The sequence below is a fragment of the Thermodesulfobacteriota bacterium genome (genome assembly GCA_040754335.1).
GTDB lineage: Bacteria > Desulfobacterota_D > UBA1144 > Nemesobacterales > UBA2774 > 2-12-FULL-53-21.
The window spans coordinates 124,349-143,295 of record JBFMCV010000002.1 but is presented as its reverse complement, the minus strand read 5'-3'; the positions used below and the strand labels follow the sequence as shown (position 1 = coordinate 143,295).

Sequence of the window (18,947 nt, the reverse complement as noted above, 5' to 3'; positions counted from 1 at the left end):
GGTCAACTTAAGTCTCTATTTTGTTCCTTTTAATAAACAATTCGATTCCGAACTGCATCGTCTCCTGCCCGTGGACAACATCTACTGAAAAATATTACAGCGTTCAGGCGTCACTCTGCGTACTCTGATTGAGCCATGACAAGAACAGCTTGTAGCCGAGCGCGAAAACGAATGCTCCGGCGAATAATCCGAAAAAACCATATGAGATGAATCCTCCTATCACTCCAATGAAGATAACGATCATGGGAACGTCGACCCCGCGGCCCATCAAGAGCGGTTTAAGGACGTTATCACTTAACCCGATGATCACGCACCAGACCGCGAATACGATCGCAGTTGCCGTGCTGTGCGTGTAGAACACGTAGACGATGATAGGCCCAAGGACTAAGATAGTAGGAAGCTGCACGACAGCAACGATCAATATAAGCAGAGCCCATAGCCCCGCCCCGGGCAGGTCGACGACGATAAAGCCGATCGCCGCCAGGAGCGACTGTATCAGGGCTACGCCCAGAATGCCCAATGCGACGCTTCGCACAGTCGCCGCCGCGAGTTGGACGGTTTCATCGGCCCGCTCCGACCTCAGCCGCCTTGCAAATGAATGCGCGGCTTGACTGCCTCCTTCGGCTTTTGCGAGCAGAACGCCCGCAATAACAATCGAGACCAGCATCTTAAGGATTCCGACACCTAAACCTGCTGCAGAGGAAAGCAGCGGCGAACTTATATTTTTAATTTGCGGGGCCAGTTTCATTATTGCAGCCTCGAGATTGACAGAGGCGAGGCTCCAGAACTCGAATAAAGGCTTGCCGATTAACGGCCAGGAGCTCAATTTTTGAGACGGCGGAGGGACCCTTAGCGTGCCTTCTTTGAGATGTCCCAGGAATTCCGTCGTAGATACGATGAGGGATTCGGAAAGCATATAGGTCGGAACAATCAGGAGAACAAGTACGAGCAGCGTTATCAGGGTTGCTGCCAGGTTGCCGCGTCCGCCGAGCGATGACTTCAACCGGTCGTAGACCGGCTTGATTGCAACAGCAATAATTACTCCCCAGAAAATCGTCAGGATAAACGGCTGTGCGATCTTGTAACACCAGTATATAAGGAGAAGAACGAGTCCTATCCTGATTGTCGACTCGAGCGCTCTCTCTATAAACGCCTTTTCGTTGGACCGGTCAGGGATATTCATGCATATGCCCCCATTCTAAATAGCTATTCCTATAAGTCAAGGTTCCGGAAACAGAAAAGTGAAGATAGAAAATGCCGTCTTTTGCCCGGAAAGGCCGGTTGACTGATAGAACAAATAAACACATAATACCATTTGAGAGGGCACCGAGAACTATCGTTAACAATTCCCGAAGCTGATCCGTTATGGCGCAAGATATCAAAAATAAAGACCTGAGGAAGAGGGCCCGCAAGTTCGCCGAGCCTTTCCGCATCACGGACGGCTCCAAGTTCCGCCTGAAACAGATCGATCCCGGCGACACGCTCCACCTTGAGTCGGAGGACAAGCCCCGCGCCAAGGAGGTGCTGGCTATGGGGGTACAGCTGCTCGCCGAGCTCCAGGACAAACTCTACGCACAGGACAGGTGGTCCCTGCTTATCATACTTCAAGCAATGGACGCCGCGGGAAAGGACGGCGCTATCAAGCACATAATGTCCGGTGTCAACCCGCAGGGCTGCCAGGTCCACTCCTTCAAAGCGCCTTCTCCAGAAGAGCTCGACCACGACTACCTCTGGCGCTCCATGAAATCTCTGCCCAACCGAGGCAACATAGGAATCTTCAACCGCTCATACTACGAGGAAACGCTCGTCGTGCGGGTCCATCAGGAATTCCTAGCCGGTCAGAAGATACCGCCAGAGCTGGTCACGCGGAAAATCTGGAAAGAGAGGTATCAGGATATCCGCAGCTTCGAACGGTACCTGACGCGGAACGGCGTCGTAATCCGGAAATTCTTCCTTCATGTCTCGAAAGAGGAACAGAAACGCCGCTTCATGGAGCGGATCGATACACCCGAGAAGAACTGGAAGTTCTCAGCGAATGACGTCAAGGAGCGCGCCTACTGGGACGATTACATGAAGGCATACGAGGACATGATCCGTAACACCGCCACCGAGGAAGCGCCCTGGTACGTGATACCGGCCGACAACAAATGGTTCACTCGTCTTGCTGTCGCCGCAGCGATCATCGCCGCGCTCGATTCGCTCGATCTCGAGTACCCGAAGGTGGACGAGAAGAAGCTCGAAGAGCTCGCTGACGCTAAAGTGAGGCTGGAAAACGAAAAATAGAAAACGGAGTTAACCGAAGACACTATAATCCGCCTCTTATGCATCCTCTGTCCTGATTTAGTACAAACGACATTCCACTCTCCGATCCGATTCGATAATCTCCTGTAATAATTGGCAAAAAAATACAAATATATGGCATAGTAATTGCCCTAATTTATCATTACTCGTTATGCGGGTGATGTATTGATTATAATGAGATAAATTGGATAAGTGCCGGTTATCGTTATGTATAGGAGGCAATTTGATAGATTGCGAAAATTTCCTGCTTACCGGCAAAAAAGCCTTGGTTGTCGGCATAGCCAATGAGAATTCAATTGCCTACGGATGCGCGAAAGCCTTCAAGGCTCGCGGAGCGGAAATTGCAATCACCTATCTCAATGAGAAGTCCAGACCCTATGTCGAGCCCATCGCGAATGAGCTTGGAGCCTCTATCTTCATGTCTTGCGACGTAAGCAGGCAGGGAGAGCTGGAAAAGGTCTTTGACGAAATACAGGCGAAATGGGGGAAGCTTGATATATCCCTCCATTCGATAGCTTTCGCGCCGAAGGAGGACCTCGCCGGCCGTCTGACAGATTCTTCCAGGGACGGTTTTCTTACGGCGGTTGATGTATCCTGCCACTCTTTCATAAGGATGGCAAGGATGGCCGAGCCGCTCATGAATGACGGTGGCGTTCTCCTCACCATGACATATTACGGCTCGCAGAAAGTCGTGCAGCATTACAACCTGATGGGCCCCGTAAAGGCGGCGCTGGAGTCGGCAGTCAGGTATCTCGCATTCGAGCTCGGCCCAGGTATAAGGGTAAACGCTATTTCGCCCGGACCTCTCCAGACGAGGGCGGCCTCCGGACTCAAAGATTTCGAGAAATTACTCAAACTCGCTACAAAAAAAGCGCCGTCCAAATCGCTCGTGACCATAGAAGATATAGGGAACGCCACAGCCGCGCTCGCGACTAACGCCTCAAAACTCATTACAGGCGAAATTATATATATCGACGGCGGGTACAATATAGTCGATTAAGTTTTATGTAACACACCTTGATAGCGGAGCTTGATTAACATCATAAAAATGCAGGAGGAACCGGAATGACATCAGATGAAAGAAACGAGGGACCGATGTTAGACGCCGAAGCAGGCGCAATGAGCCGCATAGTCAGGGATCACAAGGTATTCTGGGCCACGTTTCCTATCGAGCTTCCAGGCGGTGAGGGAAGGCCCGTCAAAGTCGGCATGTCGCTTGCGCTAGTGGGGACGACTGCGGACAGCGGGATCGCGGGAGAGGAAGAAGGTGCGCCTTCCGTTTACGACAGGCTCTACGAGCTCGCACGCTGGCTCACATCCAGTGAGGTGCCCGACGTCAGGTTCGAGATAAGGAGACACGACAATATAGTCTTCTACCTGCCGGACGACCTCAAGACAAAGCGGAAAGACTACGTCGTAGTCATCAGAATACTCCACGGCGACCAGTTCAACCAGCCTCTCGATCAGAAGCAGATGCAAGTCCTGGGCGAATTCGAAAATAAACTCAAGGGTATCGGCTCGCCCAAGGAGCATTGGAAAGAGCACCCGGCAACCATCTAATGCCGAAAGAGGGACAAGGAGACCCGACCGCTATGAATTCTATGAGCAACCTCACTTTCGACGAGATAGAGCCGGGGATGGCGGCCTCTCTGACGCGAAAACTGACACCGAACATGATAGAAATACTGGCCCTGGTATCGGGCGACGTCAGCCCGTTTCACTTGAAAGGGAACGAAATGGAGACCAGAAAGGATACCGACGTCACTCAGGCGGTCGGCGCCGGCGCTTTTATATCCGCCGTCCTCGGGACGCAGCTGCCCGGCCCCGGAATGAAGATAACAGAGGAGGACCTCAAGTTCAGCGGCACCATAAACGCAGGGGACGAGCTTACCGCATCTGTGACTGCGAAGAAAAAATTCAGTAAAGGCTCCATGGTGCTGTTCGACTGCAAGTGTGTCAATCAAGATGGAGAGGTGCTCGTAGACGGGACTGTAACTGTTTCCGCGCCGACCAGGAGAGTCAGCCTGAGCGAAGTTGCTCCCCCTCAGCTCGTGCTCAGAAGGGGAGACGCGTTTATAAAATTGTTTAAAAAGTGCGAAGACATTCCGCCCGTCCGCTGCGCCGTCGTATATCCCTGCGACAAAAACTCCCTCCTGGGACCGCTCGAAGCCGCCCGGCAGGGTATGATTGAACCCGTATTAATCGGCCCTGAAACGGAAATAAAATCGGTCGCAGACTCGGAAAATATCGACCTCGGGCCCTATACCGTCATAACCGTTGAAAACAGCGCTGCCGCCGCACAAAAAGCAGTCGAGCTCGCTAGGGCGGGCGAAGTCGACTCCCTCATGAAGGGAAGCCTCCACACCGACGAGCTCATGGAGCCCGTCGTGTCCTCGGCTACAGGGCTCAGGACCGCGAGGAGAATAAGCCACGTGTTCGTTATGGACGTCCCCTCATACCCCAAAATGCTTCTCGTTACGGACGCAGCCATTAACATATACCCCAAGCTGGCCGAGAAAGTCGATATCGTGCAGAACGCTATAGACCTTGCGCACATACTCGGTATCGATCAGCCCAAGGTCGCGATACTCTCGGCGGTCGAGACGGTCAACCCGAAGATAGAATCCACTCTCGAAGCTTCGGCGCTCTGCAAGATGGCCGACAGGGGCCAGATAACGGGCGGCATACTGGACGGCCCACTCGCGTTCGACAACGCGATCAGCGAAGAAGCCGCGAGAACGAAGCACATAACATCAGCAGTCGCCGGCCACGCCGACATTTTGCTCGTACCCGATCTCGAGGCCGGGAACATGCTTGCGAAGCAATTGAGCTACCTGGCGGGGGCGGAAAGCGCAGGGATAGTGCTCGGGACGCGTGTTCCGATCGTGCTTACGAGCCGCGCTGACTCAGTCCGCTCTAGGCTCGCGTCGACTGCTGTGATGGCTCTCGTGGCGCATTCCAAGAGAACCGGGACAGATATTTTGAGGTAGAAATAATGTCTGAAGCGATACTCGTCATAAATTCAGGCTCGTCGAGCCTCAAGTTTTCCGTGTTTGTCTCGGACGGCGTGCTAAAGCCCCTCCTCCGCGGGCAGATCGAAGCTGTATTCACGAACCCTCATTTCATCGCATACGACGGAAGCGGAGATGTGATAGGTGAAAAGAGCTGGGAAGAAGGGACGAGCCTCGGGCACGAAGGCGCTATAGAGTTCCTTTTCCGATTCGGCGGCACGGGCGTCATGGGGGGTCATAAGCTCGTAAGCGCCGGGCACAGGGTAGTCCACGGCGGGACACTTTACAGGGAGCCCGTGCTCGTGGACGACGGCGTGATTGACTCCCTTGAGAATCTGGTACCGCTCGCACCTCTCCACCAACCGTACAATATTGCGGCTATCAGGGCCGTGAGGAAAAGATCGCCAGGGTTCCCTCAGGTCGCGTGCTTCGACACGTCTTTCCACCACACACAGACGGATCTCGAGCGCACGTACGCCATACCCAGGAAATACACGGAAGAAGGGGTCAGGCGCTACGGTTTCCACGGGCTGTCATACGAATATATATCCTCAGTCCTTAAGAACTATGACCGGAAGCTCGCTTCTGGACGGGTCGTCATAGCGCATCTCGGAAACGGCGCAAGCATGTGCGCCGTCAAGGAAGGGAAAAGCGTCGCCACGACGATGGGATTCACGGCGGTGTGCGGTCTCCCGATGGGAACGCGATCCGGCACGATAGACCCCGGCATACTCGTATACATGATGGACCATTACGGAATGGACGCGCGGGGAGTGGAAGACCTCATATATAACCGGTCGGGTCTCCTCGGGGTATCGGAGGTATCGAGCGACATGCGCACGCTTCTCGCGAGCGACGACCCTCGCGCGAAAGAGGCTGTGGAGCTGTTCATATACAGGATCGGGCGTGAGCTGGGCTCTCTCGCCGCGGCGCTTGGAGGCCTCGACGGTATAGTTTTCACGGCAGGCATAGGCGAGAACGCCGCGTATATAAGGGAGATGGTTTGCAAACAAGCCGGGTGGCTCGGCGTCGAGCTCGACAAGGAAGCGAACGATGCCGGAGGACCGAAGATATGCAAAGAAGGCAGCCGCGTTTCCGCCTGGGTCATCCCGACCAACGAGGAGCTGGTCATTGCTACTCATACGAAACGCCTTCTGAAGTCATTGAAAGGAGGGTCTTGACAGGCGAGCTATCAAATAAAGAAAAAATTATAACCGCAATATTCGCGTGGATTTAATGATACCAAGGAGTGATACAATGAATGAACAAACAGAGAAATTCAAATTATTGATGAAATTGACTGAAAAAATGGGAAGTGTATTCGCCGAAAGAATGATCAGAGCACATAAGAGCTACATTGAGAAGACGGCGGGCCCCGTATTAAACGACCCGGCGCTCAAGGGGAAGTATCCACTCGACGTGTTCGGCGACTTGTCGCCGTATCTGACGGACTCCTTTCAGAGGAGCCTCCTCTTCTGGGATACGATACGCGAGCGCGGCAACAATTATATAGAGCACGAGCGCGCCGGGAAGCCGCCCGTTCTCGTTTACGAGTATGAGAAGATACTGGACGGGCGTAAATTCAAAAGACCCGTGAATTATGTGCTGTTAAAGATAACGCCGCCCGAGGGGTGCGTCATAGATAATGCCAAACGCCCATTCATAATTATCGATCCCCGCGCGGGTCACGGCCCGGGGATAGGCGGCTTCAAAAAGGACTCCGAGATCGGAGTCGCGCTCAAAGCGGGGCACCCGGTCTATTTCATCAGCTTCCTCCCCGAGCCTGTCTGGGGCCAAACCATACCCGACGTATGCAGCGCTCAGGCGCAGTTCGTACAGGCTGTCCGGGACCTGCATCCAGACGGCCCGAAACCGGTAATATACGGCAACTGTCAGGGCGGCTGGGCCACTATGATGGTTGCGGCGTCGAAGCCCGAATTAGTCGGAGCGGTCGTGATAAACGGCGCGCCGCTCTCCTACTGGAGCGGAAGCTGGAGCGGAGGAGCCGGCGAGAACCCTATGCGGTACTCGGGCGGGCTGCTCGGCGGCACCTGGACAGCGCTCCTCGCGAGCGACCTCGGCAACGGGAAATTCGACGGCGCCTATCTCGTCGAGAACTTCGAGAACCTGAATCCGGCAAACACGTACTGGGACAAGTACTACAACCTGTATGAAAAGATCGATACCGAACCTCCGCGGTTCCTCGAATTCGAAAAGTGGTGGCACGGCTTTTTCTTTATGAACGAAGAAGAGATAAGGTGGATCGTCGACAACCTCTTCATCGGAAACAGGCTCGCCCGCGGCGAAATAAAATACTCGAGGGGCAACTATTTCGACCTGAAATCGATACGCTCGCCGATAATCGTCTTCTCTTCGAAAGGAGACAACATTACGCCGCCCCAGCAGGCGATCAACTGGATCGCCGACGTCTACGAGAGCAATGCGGAAATAAAGGCTAACGAGCAGACCATTTTCGGCCTAGTGGAAGAAGATGTCGGACACCTCGGAATATTCGTGTCCGGACGCGTCGCAAAAAAGGAACATTCACAAATAGTCGAAGTCCTGAATTACATCGAAAGAGCGCGTCCCGGCCTTTATATAATGAAGATTCAGGAAACGGAGGAAGAAGGCGCCGGGAAGTACGAAGTCACGTTCGAGGAGAAGAGGCTCGAGGATCTGCGGAGGGTGAACAAATACGAACGAAGGGACGAAAAACCTTTCGAGATAGTGGAAGCCGTATCCCGTATAAACGAGAACGCCTATAGCATATTCGCCCGCCCGTTAGTAAGGTCATTCGTCAACGAGAACACCGCCGAGATGATTAGAATGTTTAACCCGATGCGTTTCCAATGCTGGGCTTTCAGCAGCCTGAACCCGCTTATGATGCCGGTTCAGATATTATCCAGGGCCGCTAAAGACAGAAGGAAACCCGCATCGCCCGACAATCTCTACCGGATCCTGGAAAAAAGCGGCTCGGTATTGATAAGCGCATACCTCGATCTGGTAAGGGATATAAGAGATGCGGTGAGCGAATCCCTCTTCTTTATGTTCTACGGAGGCCTCGCAGCGGTCGGCGCATCGGAGCCCGGAGCCGGAGAATATATCGAGACAAAAGTAAATCCGCGGGAGCTGCCGTTTGTCAGGGAGGCGCTCTCGGCGATAGACAAAGGCGGTTATCCGGAATTCGTTGCGCGTGTCGTGGCGTTGATCGGCAGATCGGCGGGAGTTATTCCTTTCAAGAGGCTCGAGTATTTTGACGAGATGGTCAGTTCCGACGAAAAACTTTCGATGCTGTCGGCGGACGAGTTCAGGCGCGTTATGAGCGAGCAGGCAGTGATAGTTGAATTCGAGCCCGATCGCGCATTCGAGGCTCTTCCAAAGCTCATTCCCGATGAAAAGGAAAAAGAGAGGGCGCTCAATAAGCTCGAATCTATCAAATCAAGGAGCGTGCTCAACGATGAGCAAACCGCCATACTCGATAAAATCGACTCTCACATCAGGCTATACTCAAAACCCGGCAGGGTGATCTCATCCGGAAGGGGCAAGCCGTCGGACAAAAAGGGACTCGTGAGGAAGCCCGGAAAGCCGGGACGGAAAGAAATTACCCCAAGGGTGCATTGATGTGGTGATAATTCCGGGCCATGCAACTATGCCCTTGTCAGCATTTTCCCCAGAAGCCTTCCAGAACCCGCGCCCGTGCCCGCACCGGGCCATGTAGCGGCTCCAACCATGTAGAGGTTCTTGATAGGAGTCTTGTAACGAGACCATCCGGGGAAGGGCCTCATGAAGTAGTTCTGATACAAGTGGTGGCTCCCGCAGACGCTGTCGCCGCCCACCAGATTGGGATTCGAGCGTTCGAGATCCTTGGGCGAAAGCACCGTCCTTGCGAGCACCTTGCTTTTTATGTCGGGAGCGTATTCCGCGAGCTTGTCCATCACGCGGTCGGCGTAAACCTCTTTTATGTCGTCCCAGTCCCTGCCGTCGATCTCTCTTCGCGCATCGCCATTTACCTCAGCCGGAAGCGAACGAACCATTATCCAGAGCACGTGCCTGCCATCGGGAGCCCTCGATGGATCGACCGCAGTCGGCTGTCCCACGACGAGCATCGGGCTCGAAGGGAGGAGTCCCGACATCGCTTCTACGTAGGTCCGTGCCATGTCCCCGAGACAGGGTGCGAGATGCACATACATAAATTTCTTAAGCCCCTCCCCTCCTGTCCATCCGGGGAGATCGCTGAGGGCTGCGTGTATCATCATCGCGCCCGGACCGTAGCGGTACTTCCTCACCCTATCGTTGAACCTCCCCGGCAGCTTATCCGGGCCGAGGAGCTTTCCGAAGAGCACGGTCGGAGCCGTATTGGCCACGACTGCCTTATTCGCATGGATAACCTCTCCGTCATCTATCCTCACTCCCGCAGCGCGTCCCGAGGAAACCTCAACGCCCGCGACCTCGGTACCGCACCTTAGCTCGCCCCCGAGACTCTTGAAAAGGCCCGTGAGCGCGCCGATGAGGTTCCCGCAGCCGCCCCTTCCAATCACCATTCCGTTAAGCTGGTCGGCCATGGTTTCGAGATAGCAGATGAGCGCCCCGCCCGCCGCGTCGGGCGGGAAATCGAGGTGCATGCCCCACGGCGCCACGAGCGATTTCACTTCTTCCGATTCGAAGTTCGCATCGAGGAAATCGCGCGGCGACGAGACCGCGAGCTGCGCCGTGTCGCGGAGCCAGTCGAGACCGCAAGCCCGCACCCCGCTCCACATTCCCGAAACGAGTTTCAGAGACGGCATGGCCGCGCCAAGGAGAGGAAAGAGGTGAGGCGCATTTCGTTTGAACCTTTCCAGCAGGTCGCTCCAGCTTTCCGCGTCGCGCGGAGAGTATTTCCTTATACCATCGAGAGTCGCGGAGAGATCCGTCGAGACCCCGAGCCATCCACCGTCGGGAAAGGCGGAGCCGAACGCATTGGGGTTATTCACGAACTCGAGCCCCTCTTTATGCAGGTCTTCTCTGAATTCGTTATAAAACGGCGAGCCTGCGAAGAGGTTAAGGTTTGTCGCGAAGAGATCATGCCGGAAGCCCGGAAGAGTCACCTCCGCGGTACGCACAGCCCCGCCGGGCCTGTCGTTCCTTTCGAGGACGAGGACCTTCCATCCTGCTTTCGCAAGGTATATGCCTGTGACTATCCCGTTATGCCCCGCCCCAATGATAACGGCGTCGTATGTCACTCCCTTTCCCTTTACGCCGGCTATTATTTACATCAGCAGCCGATAACGGCGCAATCCCGTGCGCGCCTGCATAATTATACTTATCTGTACAGGCGGTAAGAATAACGGAAATAATTTTAACGGAAGGATGATCCGTCAATATTCGGCGAAAATTTCATCTTCGTAGCACCACGCCCATCTTTCGCCGCGCTCGGCAGAGATGACTATAGGATGGCCCGTCTCCCGGTAGTGCTTCGTAGCGTGTTTATTCTTCGATGCGTCGCAGCAATGCACCCCACCGCATGTCTGACAGGCCCTCAGATGGACCCACTTATCCCCCGTCTCGACGCATTTCTCGCACACGTGTGTTTTGGGAGGTATGGGCTGCCACCCGCTGAAGTGGTCGCAGGGTCCGTTACCCGATGACATATCGCTCTCCGGTCAATATAAGATAGATCATGATCTGTTTATATACTCGTGTATGAACTTTATCGCCATCGACCCTTCGCCGACAGCGGAAGCTACGCGGTTCATCGCGCCCGACCTGACGTCTCCCGCAGCGAATATGCCGGGGATGCTGGATTCCAGGAGATAGGGGCTCCGCTCGAGCTTCCAGATCGACCTGAAATTCTCGTAATTAAAGAGGTCCCTGCCCGTCTCGATATACCCTCTTTCGTTCTTTATCAGGTCGAGCTTTATCCAGTCCGTGATTGGGCGCATGCCTATGAAGATAAATAGCGACTGGGTCTCGGCCGTCCTCCGCTCTCCCGATTCCATGTCTTCGATCACGATGCTCTCCAGCCTGCCGTTCCCATTGACTTCGACGACCCGCGTTCTGCTCAGAACTGAAATATTTCCGGTACGCGATATCTGCTCGATTAGATATTGCGACATTGAGGAAGTGAGAGAATTTCCTCTTATCAGAATGAACACATTCCTTGCGAATTTCGATAAGTACATGGCTGACTGGCCTGCCGAATTTCCGCCGCCCACTATATATACGTCTTTACCTTTGCAGGCATGGGCTTCCGTCCTGCATGACCCGTAGTAAATACCGGCGCCGGTATAGTCGTTGACACGCTCGGCGTCCAATCGCCTGTAATCGACGCCCGACGCGATTATAAGGCAGAGGGCGTTCAGCTCCTTTCCGTCGGAAAGCTTTATTATCTTGTACATATCCTTAAGCCGTATGTCGGTGACTTCCTGAGGCGTGAGGACTTCGGCCCCGAGCCTCGCGGCCTGTGTAATAGCACGGCGCGTGAGCTCTTCTCCGCTCAGTCCGCTCGGAAACCCGAGATAATTTTCTATCATCGAGCTCGTACCCGCCTGACCTCCCGGGGCTTTCTTCTCGACGAGGAGGGTCTTCAGGCCCTCGGACGCCCCGTACACCGCAGCCGCCAGTCCCGCAGGCCCCGCTCCGATTATCACGACGTCGTAAACTTCCTGAGAAGCCTCCGATTTAAGACCCAGCTTTCGCGCGAGTGAAGTGAAATCGGGATTCGTCAGATATGAGCCGTCGTCGAAAAAGGCTGCAGGCAGGTCTTTATTATCGATCCCCGACACCCCGACCAGCTCCTGCGCCTTCTCGTTAAGCTCGACGTCGAGCCATTGATAGGGAATCAGGTTGCCGGCCAGGAACTCCTTTATCGCGTGCGAATGGGGAGACCATTGATAACCCACGAGCTTGAGCCCGTTGAAGTCGGGCCTGTATGATGCCTGCCATTCATCCAGGAGGTCGTTTAATACGGGATAGAGCCTCTCTTCGGGCGGGTCCCAGGGCTTCATGAGATAATAGTCGAGCTGCACTTCGTTTATCGCCTTTATCGCGGAGTCGGTGTCGGAATAGGCCGTAAGCAGCGCCCTTTTCGCGTCCGGGTAAATGTCTTTTGCGCGGACCAGGAAATCCACCCCTGAAAGCCCGGGCATTCTCTGATCGGAAACGAAGAGCGCGACGACTTCGTTCCGCAGCTTAAGCCTGTTTAAACTCTCGAGGGCTTCTTCACCCGTTTGAGCGGTCAATATCCTGTAGTCCTTTCCATAATATTTTCTTAGGTCCCTTTCGATCGCCCTGATCACGGAATTGTCGTCATCGATCGCGAAGATCATGGGTTTTTTCATATTCTATGCTTCCCCCTTATCGTCAGCCGGATTCCGCCTTACAGGTCAACAGGCAGACAAACGGAAAATTTCGTAAAACCCGGCCTGGATTCGAAACCTATACTCCCCTTGTGCTGATTTACTATGATACGATAAGTTATCTCGAGGCCGAGGCCCGATCCCTCGCCGGGGGCCTTGGTCGTAAAAAAAGGGTCGAAAATCTTATCCTGCACGTCAGCCGGGATCCCCCTGCCGTTATCCGTGATTTCCACGTTCACGGTATCCGACCCGTTATCGCTCATACCCGTCCTGATCGTGATCGATCCGCCGACGGACACGGCGTCGATCGCATTGTCGATCAGGTTGGTCCATACCTGGTTGAGCTCGCCGCCGTACGCCGAAATGCCGGGAATTTTATAATCGAACTCCTTTTTCAGCGTAACGCTCTTTTGTTTGAGTTTATGATTCAGGATGATGACAGTATTTTCAATGCCTTCGTGCAGATCTATCTTCCTCTTCTCATGTGTCTTGTCCATGTATGAATAAGCTTTCATCGCCGAAACGAGCTCCGATATCCTGGAGGTGCTTTCGACGAGCTCCTTCGCCAGCTTCCGCATCTCGACGTCTCTCGGCAGCCAGTTCAGAAAATTGACGACCTGGTCCGGTTTCAGGTTCTCCGAAAAATCATTGAGCATGCGCTTCGTAAAACCGACGGACACCAGGATGGACGCAAGCTCCCAGGGGTCGCCGACGCCGTGCCCTTCCATCCACTCCGCGAGCTCGTCCTCCAGATCGTTCCGTTCGATCGCATCGAGCTCAACGCCGTTTACATTTATAGCCTCTTCGATCGGCTTGAACGGAAAGCCCTTTTTATCCGCTTCGTCCTTGAACATGTAATATTTCAGTATCTCGGAGGAAAAAATGTCGAACTCATGGATAGTATTCGCCAGGCTCTCGGCCGTCCTCTTCGCCGCAGAAGCCGGGTTATTCAGTTCATGGGCGAGACCGGCAGCCATCGTGCCGAGCGAGGCGAGTTTTTCCCTCTGGAACGAGAGATGCGTGAGATCGAACATCCTCGACGACATGTTCGATAATATTTTCCCCCTCACGGTCGAGCAGTTGCCGAGCATGAACCAGAAATCATCCTCATCGACTTTGAAGATCTTCATATCGGTTACCGCCATTCCGTTCGCGAGATGCCTGCTGCCGGAAAGAAGCGGAACCTCGCCGCCGGACATGCCTTTGGTGAAGTAGCCGATGCTGAGCTTTTCTCCTCTGATAATCCTGTAGATTTCGAGCGTGCCGTCGAGGAAGATATAAAAACTCCTGGCGCAATCCCCCTCGTGAAAAAGATGGTCGCCTTTTTTCAATTCGACCATCACGCCCTTTACGTCCTCATCCAGCTCTTCGTCCGTGGTATCGCGGAAGAGATCTATTTCCTTCAGTTCTTTTATGATCATCGGTTTAGCTCGTTGAAACTCGAATGACATTTATTGTAAATGGTGGTTCGGATTCCGGCAAAATAACGGTGCATGTAATAGATAAAACTCGACGTAACTTAATTAATCAGAAAGCTAAGAGTTAGAGCAACATCCGATGAATTATGGTAAATATTTTATTCCGCTTCCGTATGCGAATCGAATCGGGATTCCGCGCCTCTCCGTTATCTCGTTTTCCAGTCCTGAGACACTACCTCTATATTTAACGAATCGCATGGCTGAGCGCCGGTACTTGCCGCCGCGATTTTCAGATGGTCGACACCGGTCAGGTCGATATCGTAAGTCCCTGCATCATTCCGCTCGACCGTACGCCGGAAGATTTCCCTGCCTCCCCCAGTCAGCTCAAGCTCCACCTCGCCCTGATCACCGCAGTTCTCACCCAGCGTCGGGATGATCTTCATGCTCTTCAAATCCCCCTTGAAGCTGAAATCCGCCTCCGTCGGCGCAGCGCCGTTCAGCCTGAACGAAATTTTATTGCCAGTCGAGAATACCACGTTTACGTTTTCACCCCAATTGCTTTTTTCCGCGGCAAAGAGATCGAGCGGCAGCACTAAGTACCGGTCCGCCATCTCCGGATAATAAGCGAGGAAATCGTTCAGCGTGCTCCTGATGGAAGCGTAATCAGGCGGCTTCTCCCTCTCGTACACATGCAGGATGATGTCTTTATCGAGATTGAAGCTTTCCGGAAGCTCCTTGTAATTCGTTCCGATCCCTTCTTTCCCGAGAATTTTTTCGGTCGGTATCGTCAGTATACGCTGGTTCTTTTTATCCAGATGGTACTGCGGCGGTTCGGCTACTATCACATAACTGGAGGTGAAAAACTTTAACGGGAACCCGTCCCTCTTGTCCACGTCCGAGGTCGTATTGATCCTGGGCATTGAATCCGGGTCCTTGTATTTCTCCTTTACCGCGGTTTGTAAAATACTCGAATTCCATATCGCGGAACTGGACAACAAGTAGAAATCCGCGCCGGGTTTATCGGCGGACAACCGTTCGATGTACTCAAGCAGCCTGTCGATCTCTTTCAAATCGTCCCTGACGAGCGGTTTATAGAGCTCCGTGGGGTAGAGAAACACAATCCGTCCAGGCACGCTAAAATTCGGAACGAGCGAATATGCAAACATCGAAACGATGAAAACCAGATACAGGACAATGAAGACAGGTCTAGGGAGCGGACCTCGCAGAAACGATACCGTTCGGTCGAGAAATACCGCCGTGAATATCAAAAACGCGGGACATATCAATAGATACTGATGTTCATCGAACGATTGGACTCTTGTAAAGGCTATTACCGTTACTATAGTCTGCAGCGTCAGGAAGACAGCGAAACGTCTGGTTTGCTTCGTCCAGATGGAAATTACGAGGCCGGCAACAGCCAGCGCCGAATACAGCAGGCCGAAATGCTTAGGGAATTCCAGACACCTCTCCAGCCACGACGAGCTTTGCCGGTAGGCTCCGTATATTTCCGCCCAGTCGGTCGTGATCTGTCGTTTTATCATCGGTCCGGAAAACACGACATGAAGGACTATGGATATTGCAGCAATTACAAAGAGGTTCTTTATCAGATTGAGATACATTTTGTAATCCTTCGTGCCGCTCAGAAGCATGGAAGAAAATCTCTCGAGGAACGCCGCAACAAAGAAACCCTCCACCCAGAAATTGTAGTATCGCCTGTTTATGCCCATGATGAAGAGGAATACGGCCGTGAGGACGAGCAGAACGAAGTTTTGTTTCTCAATAGGTGTCCCTATATATATCAGCAATACAAGGCCGATGAAAATAACCCCCAGGATGTCGGGGTAGCCGCGCAGTGTCGGTATCCACAACGGCCCGAAAATCAGGATAGTTGCGAATATCAGGGAAAAGACGGTCAGATCGACGTCATGACGGTATGAGCTTGCTATTCTTTCCGAAACATACGTCAATATGAGTACTGAGGGCAGCAGATACATATTGGATATAGCCAGTATATATCCGAGTCTGGTTTCGCCGAATATGTAATAGAACGGAAGCAGCGGTACTACGGGAAGGTCATTGTAATCGCTATACCTCACCGTTAACAAAATACTTTTGATTGTGCTGAGCGGGGAGACAAGCAGGCTGCGGCCGATTTCGATATAAGGGTCCCAATACGCCAGCATGTCCCAGTTGTAGATATATCTTTCCTGCTTTATGAAATAGACCGTAAAGGCGTTCACGAACACGATCGACAGAAGTATCGTGACTAAGTAACGATAATTGAAAGGTCTTGACCGTATGTCACTCATCACGGGTCATACTCTTAACGTATTATCTTTCATTCGCTGCTGCAGACTCTGACATGATGGTGAACTTTTACCGAAGATTGGAATGTTTTTTTAACATACCCCTCCGGGGGACGGGTTACCCTCCTCTAAAAGGATAGGAGCCCGGCAGCAGCAATCGAATACAGACTATATCACACTCCCGGCCATAATAAACAGGGAATGTCCGGCCCGCCCTTCCTCTTGTTGAAGTGCCGCGAGCGGGCAGGTAAATTAATGGCTCCCTATTATCCGGGAACTACTGGAAAGAAGGAATATAAAGATATACAATAATCATGTAAGCCGCTGTAATCATTGTCACGTCCCCGTAGCTCAGCAGGATAGAGCACAGGATTCCTAATCCTGGGGTCGGAGGTTCGAATCCTCTCGGGGACGCAGTAATATCAGGCACTTGCATCACGTTCCATCATCAGGTATTATCCTTTACCAAAGAATAGCCAAAGAATGGGTTAGGAATATGGCGTCACTGTATCAGGACAAAGGCGTTTGGTTCGCGATTTTCACGGTCAACTATAAACAGAAATGGATCAAGATAGGGAAGATGTCTAAAACCGCCGCTAAAGAAGCTTTGCGGAAACTCGAAGAACGGCATGAAAAAAAGAAACATGGGTTGTTTGATGATACGAAAATATCCTTTAAGGATTACTCAAATGAGTACCTTGAATTCTCAAAGTCCAACAAAGCGGAAAACAGCTATAAAAGAGACATAACAACCCTAAAAAATCTTGCTTCGTACTTCGGGACCAAACCCCTCTCACAAATTACTTCTCACCATATTGAAAAATACAAAATGATGAGACTAGAAGAAGTTGCTCCGCGCACAGTAAATATAGAGCTCCGGTGTCTTTCCCATATGTTCAATAAGGCTGTTGAGTGGGAATACATTTCGGATTCTCCTTATAAAGGGATTAGACAGCTTACCTTTCAAAAGAAGCCGCCGCGGTTCCTGGCAAAGGACGAAGTGCAAAAACTGTTAGATCATGCATCAAATTGGCTACGCCCTATCCTCGTCGTAATGCTAAATACAGGAATTAGAGAGGGTGAGAGAACAAAATTGAGATTTAAAGACATTGATTTTAACAAGAACAGAATCTTAATCCATTCCCCTAAAACAAAGAGCTACAGGGCAATTCCAATGAATAAGGAAGTGAAAGAGACTCTGTTACGGCTAAAGGATAATTTTATATCACTTAATTCCTATGTAACCTCTGAGAGGAAGCCCCATCAGAAGGAATACGTATTTTGTAACGAAGACGGTTCCCCGGTCCTTAAAATCAAGAAGGCTCTTGCGAACGCCTGTAAGAAGGCAGGGTTAAAGGGGGTTACCCCCCACACACTGAGACACACCTTTGCGTCCCACTTGGTTATGAGCGGAGTCGATTTAAATACGGTTCAGCGGCTCTTGGGGCATACGAGTATAAGTACTACATTGATCTATTCCCATCTTACGGAGGATCATTTGGCGAGGGGTGTGGAGAGGTTGAATTGGGATAACACTTCTAATTGATGCATGATTTTTTAGAGGTATGACCATACCTCTATATCCTTTGACTGACAAATAGTTTAGTCCTCGGCGTAATTATTACAGCTGGAAAGGCGTAGGTTGAGTCCAGAGTTTTTGAGGTGTTGATAACACCTTTTAAATCTAATATATATAATGCTGGATTTATTCTCCTTGGTCCCCATCCAAGAATATCGTCTACCTGTTTTATATTAATTGAACTGTGGCCGGTATTGACCAAAGCAGATGCAAGAGAAACTGCATCATCGTATGGATTCCACCCCTTTATGTATGAGTCAGTTTCTATAAATAATGAGGGAAGTGGAGAAATATATATAAAACCAATTTCCCCCATTGTTATAGATGTTGTTAAATGAACCCAGCCAAGTTCTTCTAATTCACTAGCTGCAAGCGCGATCTCAGTTTCATTTAAGCCTAATTCATCAATTATTTCTTTTGGGGTAATTCGAGGTTCATACTTAATACCATTAATTGATTTTTCATTCAGTAGAACAGCCAATTTCTCGGCATGAGGTGACAGCCTCAAAGAAGAAAGATTTACAGTTCTCTGTGCCCAAGATGGTATTTCACCTAGTGGGGGCTTTTCAGAAACTCCGTGACACAATCCTACTAACTTTCTAACACCTTCCTCATAATCATCAAGACGTACATAAAGAAGACCTCTAAGTGTTGTGGGTACCTCATTATCCGGAATGCCAATGGGGATAGGAACTAATGTGCATTCACCAGATATTTTCATAACTAATGCTGCATCAAGCTCGGTAGCCACCCACTCTGAACCAAGACTGCTCTTCGTGAGAATCGCTAAAAAGTAGTCAGCATTTCCTATCCCTTCATCGATTTTCCTCCTTAAACTGTCACCTGGCTTTATTTCCCATTCATCGACCCATGTATCAATCCCATTAAAACGCAGGTCTTTCCCTAGTCTCAATACAAGTTCGTGGTCATCTGAAGAATGACACAGAAATGCTTTAGGTTTTCCGTGAGAATTCAAAGTGAACCCCCTGTATTTATTT

At 51.7% G+C, this 18,947-nt stretch carries 14 protein-coding genes and 1 tRNA gene; 8 read left to right on the top strand and 7 right to left on the bottom strand.

Annotated elements, in window-relative coordinates:
• Positions 1-103: 103 nt before the first annotated feature.
• Positions 104-1,183: an AI-2E family transporter gene (locus tag AB1598_04015; protein ID MEW6144168.1), complete on the bottom strand. Its 1,080-nt coding sequence runs from the start codon at positions 1,181-1,183 to the stop codon at positions 104-106.
• A gap of 182 nt (positions 1,184-1,365) precedes the next feature.
• Here AB1598_04015 and AB1598_04010 point away from each other — a divergent pair, with 182 nt between their 5' ends.
• The 6 genes from AB1598_04010 to AB1598_03985 all read left to right on the top strand — a co-directional run bounded on the left by AB1598_04010 (position 1,366) and on the right by AB1598_03985 (position 8,933).
• A complete protein-coding gene (locus tag AB1598_04010) occupies positions 1,366-2,283 on the top strand; it encodes a polyphosphate kinase 2 family protein (protein ID MEW6144167.1) in 918 nt (305 codons plus the stop codon).
• 241 nt (positions 2,284-2,524) lie between these two features.
• The gene (fabI, locus tag AB1598_04005) at positions 2,525-3,301 is read left to right on the top strand and encodes an enoyl-ACP reductase FabI (GenBank protein ID MEW6144166.1); all 777 of its coding nucleotides are present in this window, start codon (positions 2,525-2,527) and stop codon (positions 3,299-3,301) included.
• 65 nt (positions 3,302-3,366) lie between these two features.
• A complete protein-coding gene (locus AB1598_04000; protein ID MEW6144165.1) occupies positions 3,367-3,861 on the top strand; it encodes a hypothetical protein in 495 nt (164 codons plus the stop codon).
• A gap of 32 nt (positions 3,862-3,893) precedes the next feature.
• Positions 3,894-5,291, top strand: coding sequence for a bifunctional enoyl-CoA hydratase/phosphate acetyltransferase (locus AB1598_03995; protein ID MEW6144164.1), 1,398 nt, complete (start codon positions 3,894-3,896; stop codon positions 5,289-5,291).
• 5 nt (positions 5,292-5,296) lie between these two features.
• Positions 5,297-6,493 carry an acetate/propionate family kinase gene (locus AB1598_03990; protein MEW6144163.1) on the top strand — a complete coding sequence of 399 codons (1,197 nt, stop codon included), beginning with the start codon at positions 5,297-5,299 and terminating at the stop codon, positions 6,491-6,493.
• 151 nt (positions 6,494-6,644) lie between these two features.
• On the top strand, positions 6,645-8,933 hold the full coding sequence (locus tag AB1598_03985; protein MEW6144162.1) for a DUF3141 domain-containing protein: 2,289 nt from the start codon (positions 6,645-6,647) through the stop codon (positions 8,931-8,933).
• Between the two features lie 26 nt (positions 8,934-8,959).
• On the opposite strand, the gene AB1598_03980 is transcribed toward AB1598_03985, so the two are convergent.
• From AB1598_03980 to AB1598_03960, 5 genes are all read right to left on the bottom strand, one after another.
• Positions 8,960-10,531: an NAD(P)/FAD-dependent oxidoreductase gene (locus AB1598_03980; protein ID MEW6144161.1), complete on the bottom strand. Its 1,572-nt coding sequence runs from the start codon at positions 10,529-10,531 to the stop codon at positions 8,960-8,962.
• 135 nt (positions 10,532-10,666) lie between these two features.
• Positions 10,667-10,939: a UBP-type zinc finger domain-containing protein gene (locus AB1598_03975; protein ID MEW6144160.1), complete on the bottom strand. Its 273-nt coding sequence runs from the start codon at positions 10,937-10,939 to the stop codon at positions 10,667-10,669.
• Between the two features lie 27 nt (positions 10,940-10,966).
• A complete protein-coding gene (locus tag AB1598_03970) occupies positions 10,967-12,628 on the bottom strand; it encodes an FAD-dependent oxidoreductase (GenBank protein ID MEW6144159.1) in 1,662 nt (553 codons plus the stop codon).
• Positions 12,629-12,666: 38 nt separating this feature from the next.
• Positions 12,667-14,067 (bottom strand): ATP-binding protein, encoded by a 1,401-nt coding sequence (locus AB1598_03965; protein MEW6144158.1) that lies wholly within the window; start codon positions 14,065-14,067, stop codon positions 12,667-12,669.
• 203 nt (positions 14,068-14,270) lie between these two features.
• Entirely contained in the window at positions 14,271-16,373 is a 2,103-nt protein-coding gene (locus AB1598_03960; protein ID MEW6144157.1) for a hypothetical protein, read from the bottom strand.
• Positions 16,374-16,710: 337 nt separating this feature from the next.
• Here AB1598_03960 and AB1598_03955 point away from each other — a divergent pair.
• Positions 16,711-16,784, top strand: a tRNA-Arg gene (locus tag AB1598_03955).
• An 82-nt stretch (positions 16,785-16,866) separates the two neighbouring features.
• Positions 16,867-17,916 carry a tyrosine-type recombinase/integrase gene (locus AB1598_03950; GenBank protein ID MEW6144156.1) on the top strand — a complete coding sequence of 350 codons (1,050 nt, stop codon included), beginning with the start codon at positions 16,867-16,869 and terminating at the stop codon, positions 17,914-17,916.
• A gap of 31 nt (positions 17,917-17,947) precedes the next feature.
• On the opposite strand, the gene AB1598_03945 is transcribed toward AB1598_03950, so the two are convergent.
• A complete protein-coding gene (locus AB1598_03945; protein MEW6144155.1) occupies positions 17,948-18,925 on the bottom strand; it encodes a toll/interleukin-1 receptor domain-containing protein in 978 nt (325 codons plus the stop codon).
• Between the last annotated feature and the right edge of the window lie 22 nt (positions 18,926-18,947).

Excerpts from the sequence above, each read along its gene's own strand:
- AB1598_04015 (MEW6144168.1), bottom strand. The coding sequence starts at position 1,183 with ATGAATATCCCTGACCGGTCCAACGAAAAGGCGTTTATAGAGAGAGCG.
- AB1598_04010 (MEW6144167.1), top strand. The coding sequence starts at position 1,366 with ATGGCGCAAGATATCAAAAATAAAGACCTGAGGAAGAGGGCCCGCAAG.
- AB1598_04000 (MEW6144165.1), top strand. The coding sequence starts at position 3,367 with ATGACATCAGATGAAAGAAACGAGGGACCGATGTTAGACGCCGAAGCA.
- AB1598_03995 (MEW6144164.1), top strand. The coding sequence starts at position 3,894 with ATGAATTCTATGAGCAACCTCACTTTCGACGAGATAGAGCCGGGGATG.
- AB1598_03990 (MEW6144163.1), top strand. The coding sequence starts at position 5,297 with ATGTCTGAAGCGATACTCGTCATAAATTCAGGCTCGTCGAGCCTCAAG.
- AB1598_03985 (MEW6144162.1), top strand. The coding sequence starts at position 6,645 with ATGATCAGAGCACATAAGAGCTACATTGAGAAGACGGCGGGCCCCGTA.
- AB1598_03975 (MEW6144160.1), bottom strand. The coding sequence starts at position 10,939 with ATGTCATCGGGTAACGGACCCTGCGACCACTTCAGCGGGTGGCAGCCC.
- AB1598_03970 (MEW6144159.1), bottom strand. The coding sequence starts at position 12,628 with ATGAAAAAACCCATGATCTTCGCGATCGATGACGACAATTCCGTGATC.
- AB1598_03965 (MEW6144158.1), bottom strand. The coding sequence starts at position 14,067 with ATGATCATAAAAGAACTGAAGGAAATAGATCTCTTCCGCGATACCACG.
- AB1598_03960 (MEW6144157.1), bottom strand. The coding sequence starts at position 16,373 with ATGAGTGACATACGGTCAAGACCTTTCAATTATCGTTACTTAGTCACG.
- AB1598_03950 (MEW6144156.1), top strand. The coding sequence starts at position 16,867 with ATGGCGTCACTGTATCAGGACAAAGGCGTTTGGTTCGCGATTTTCACG.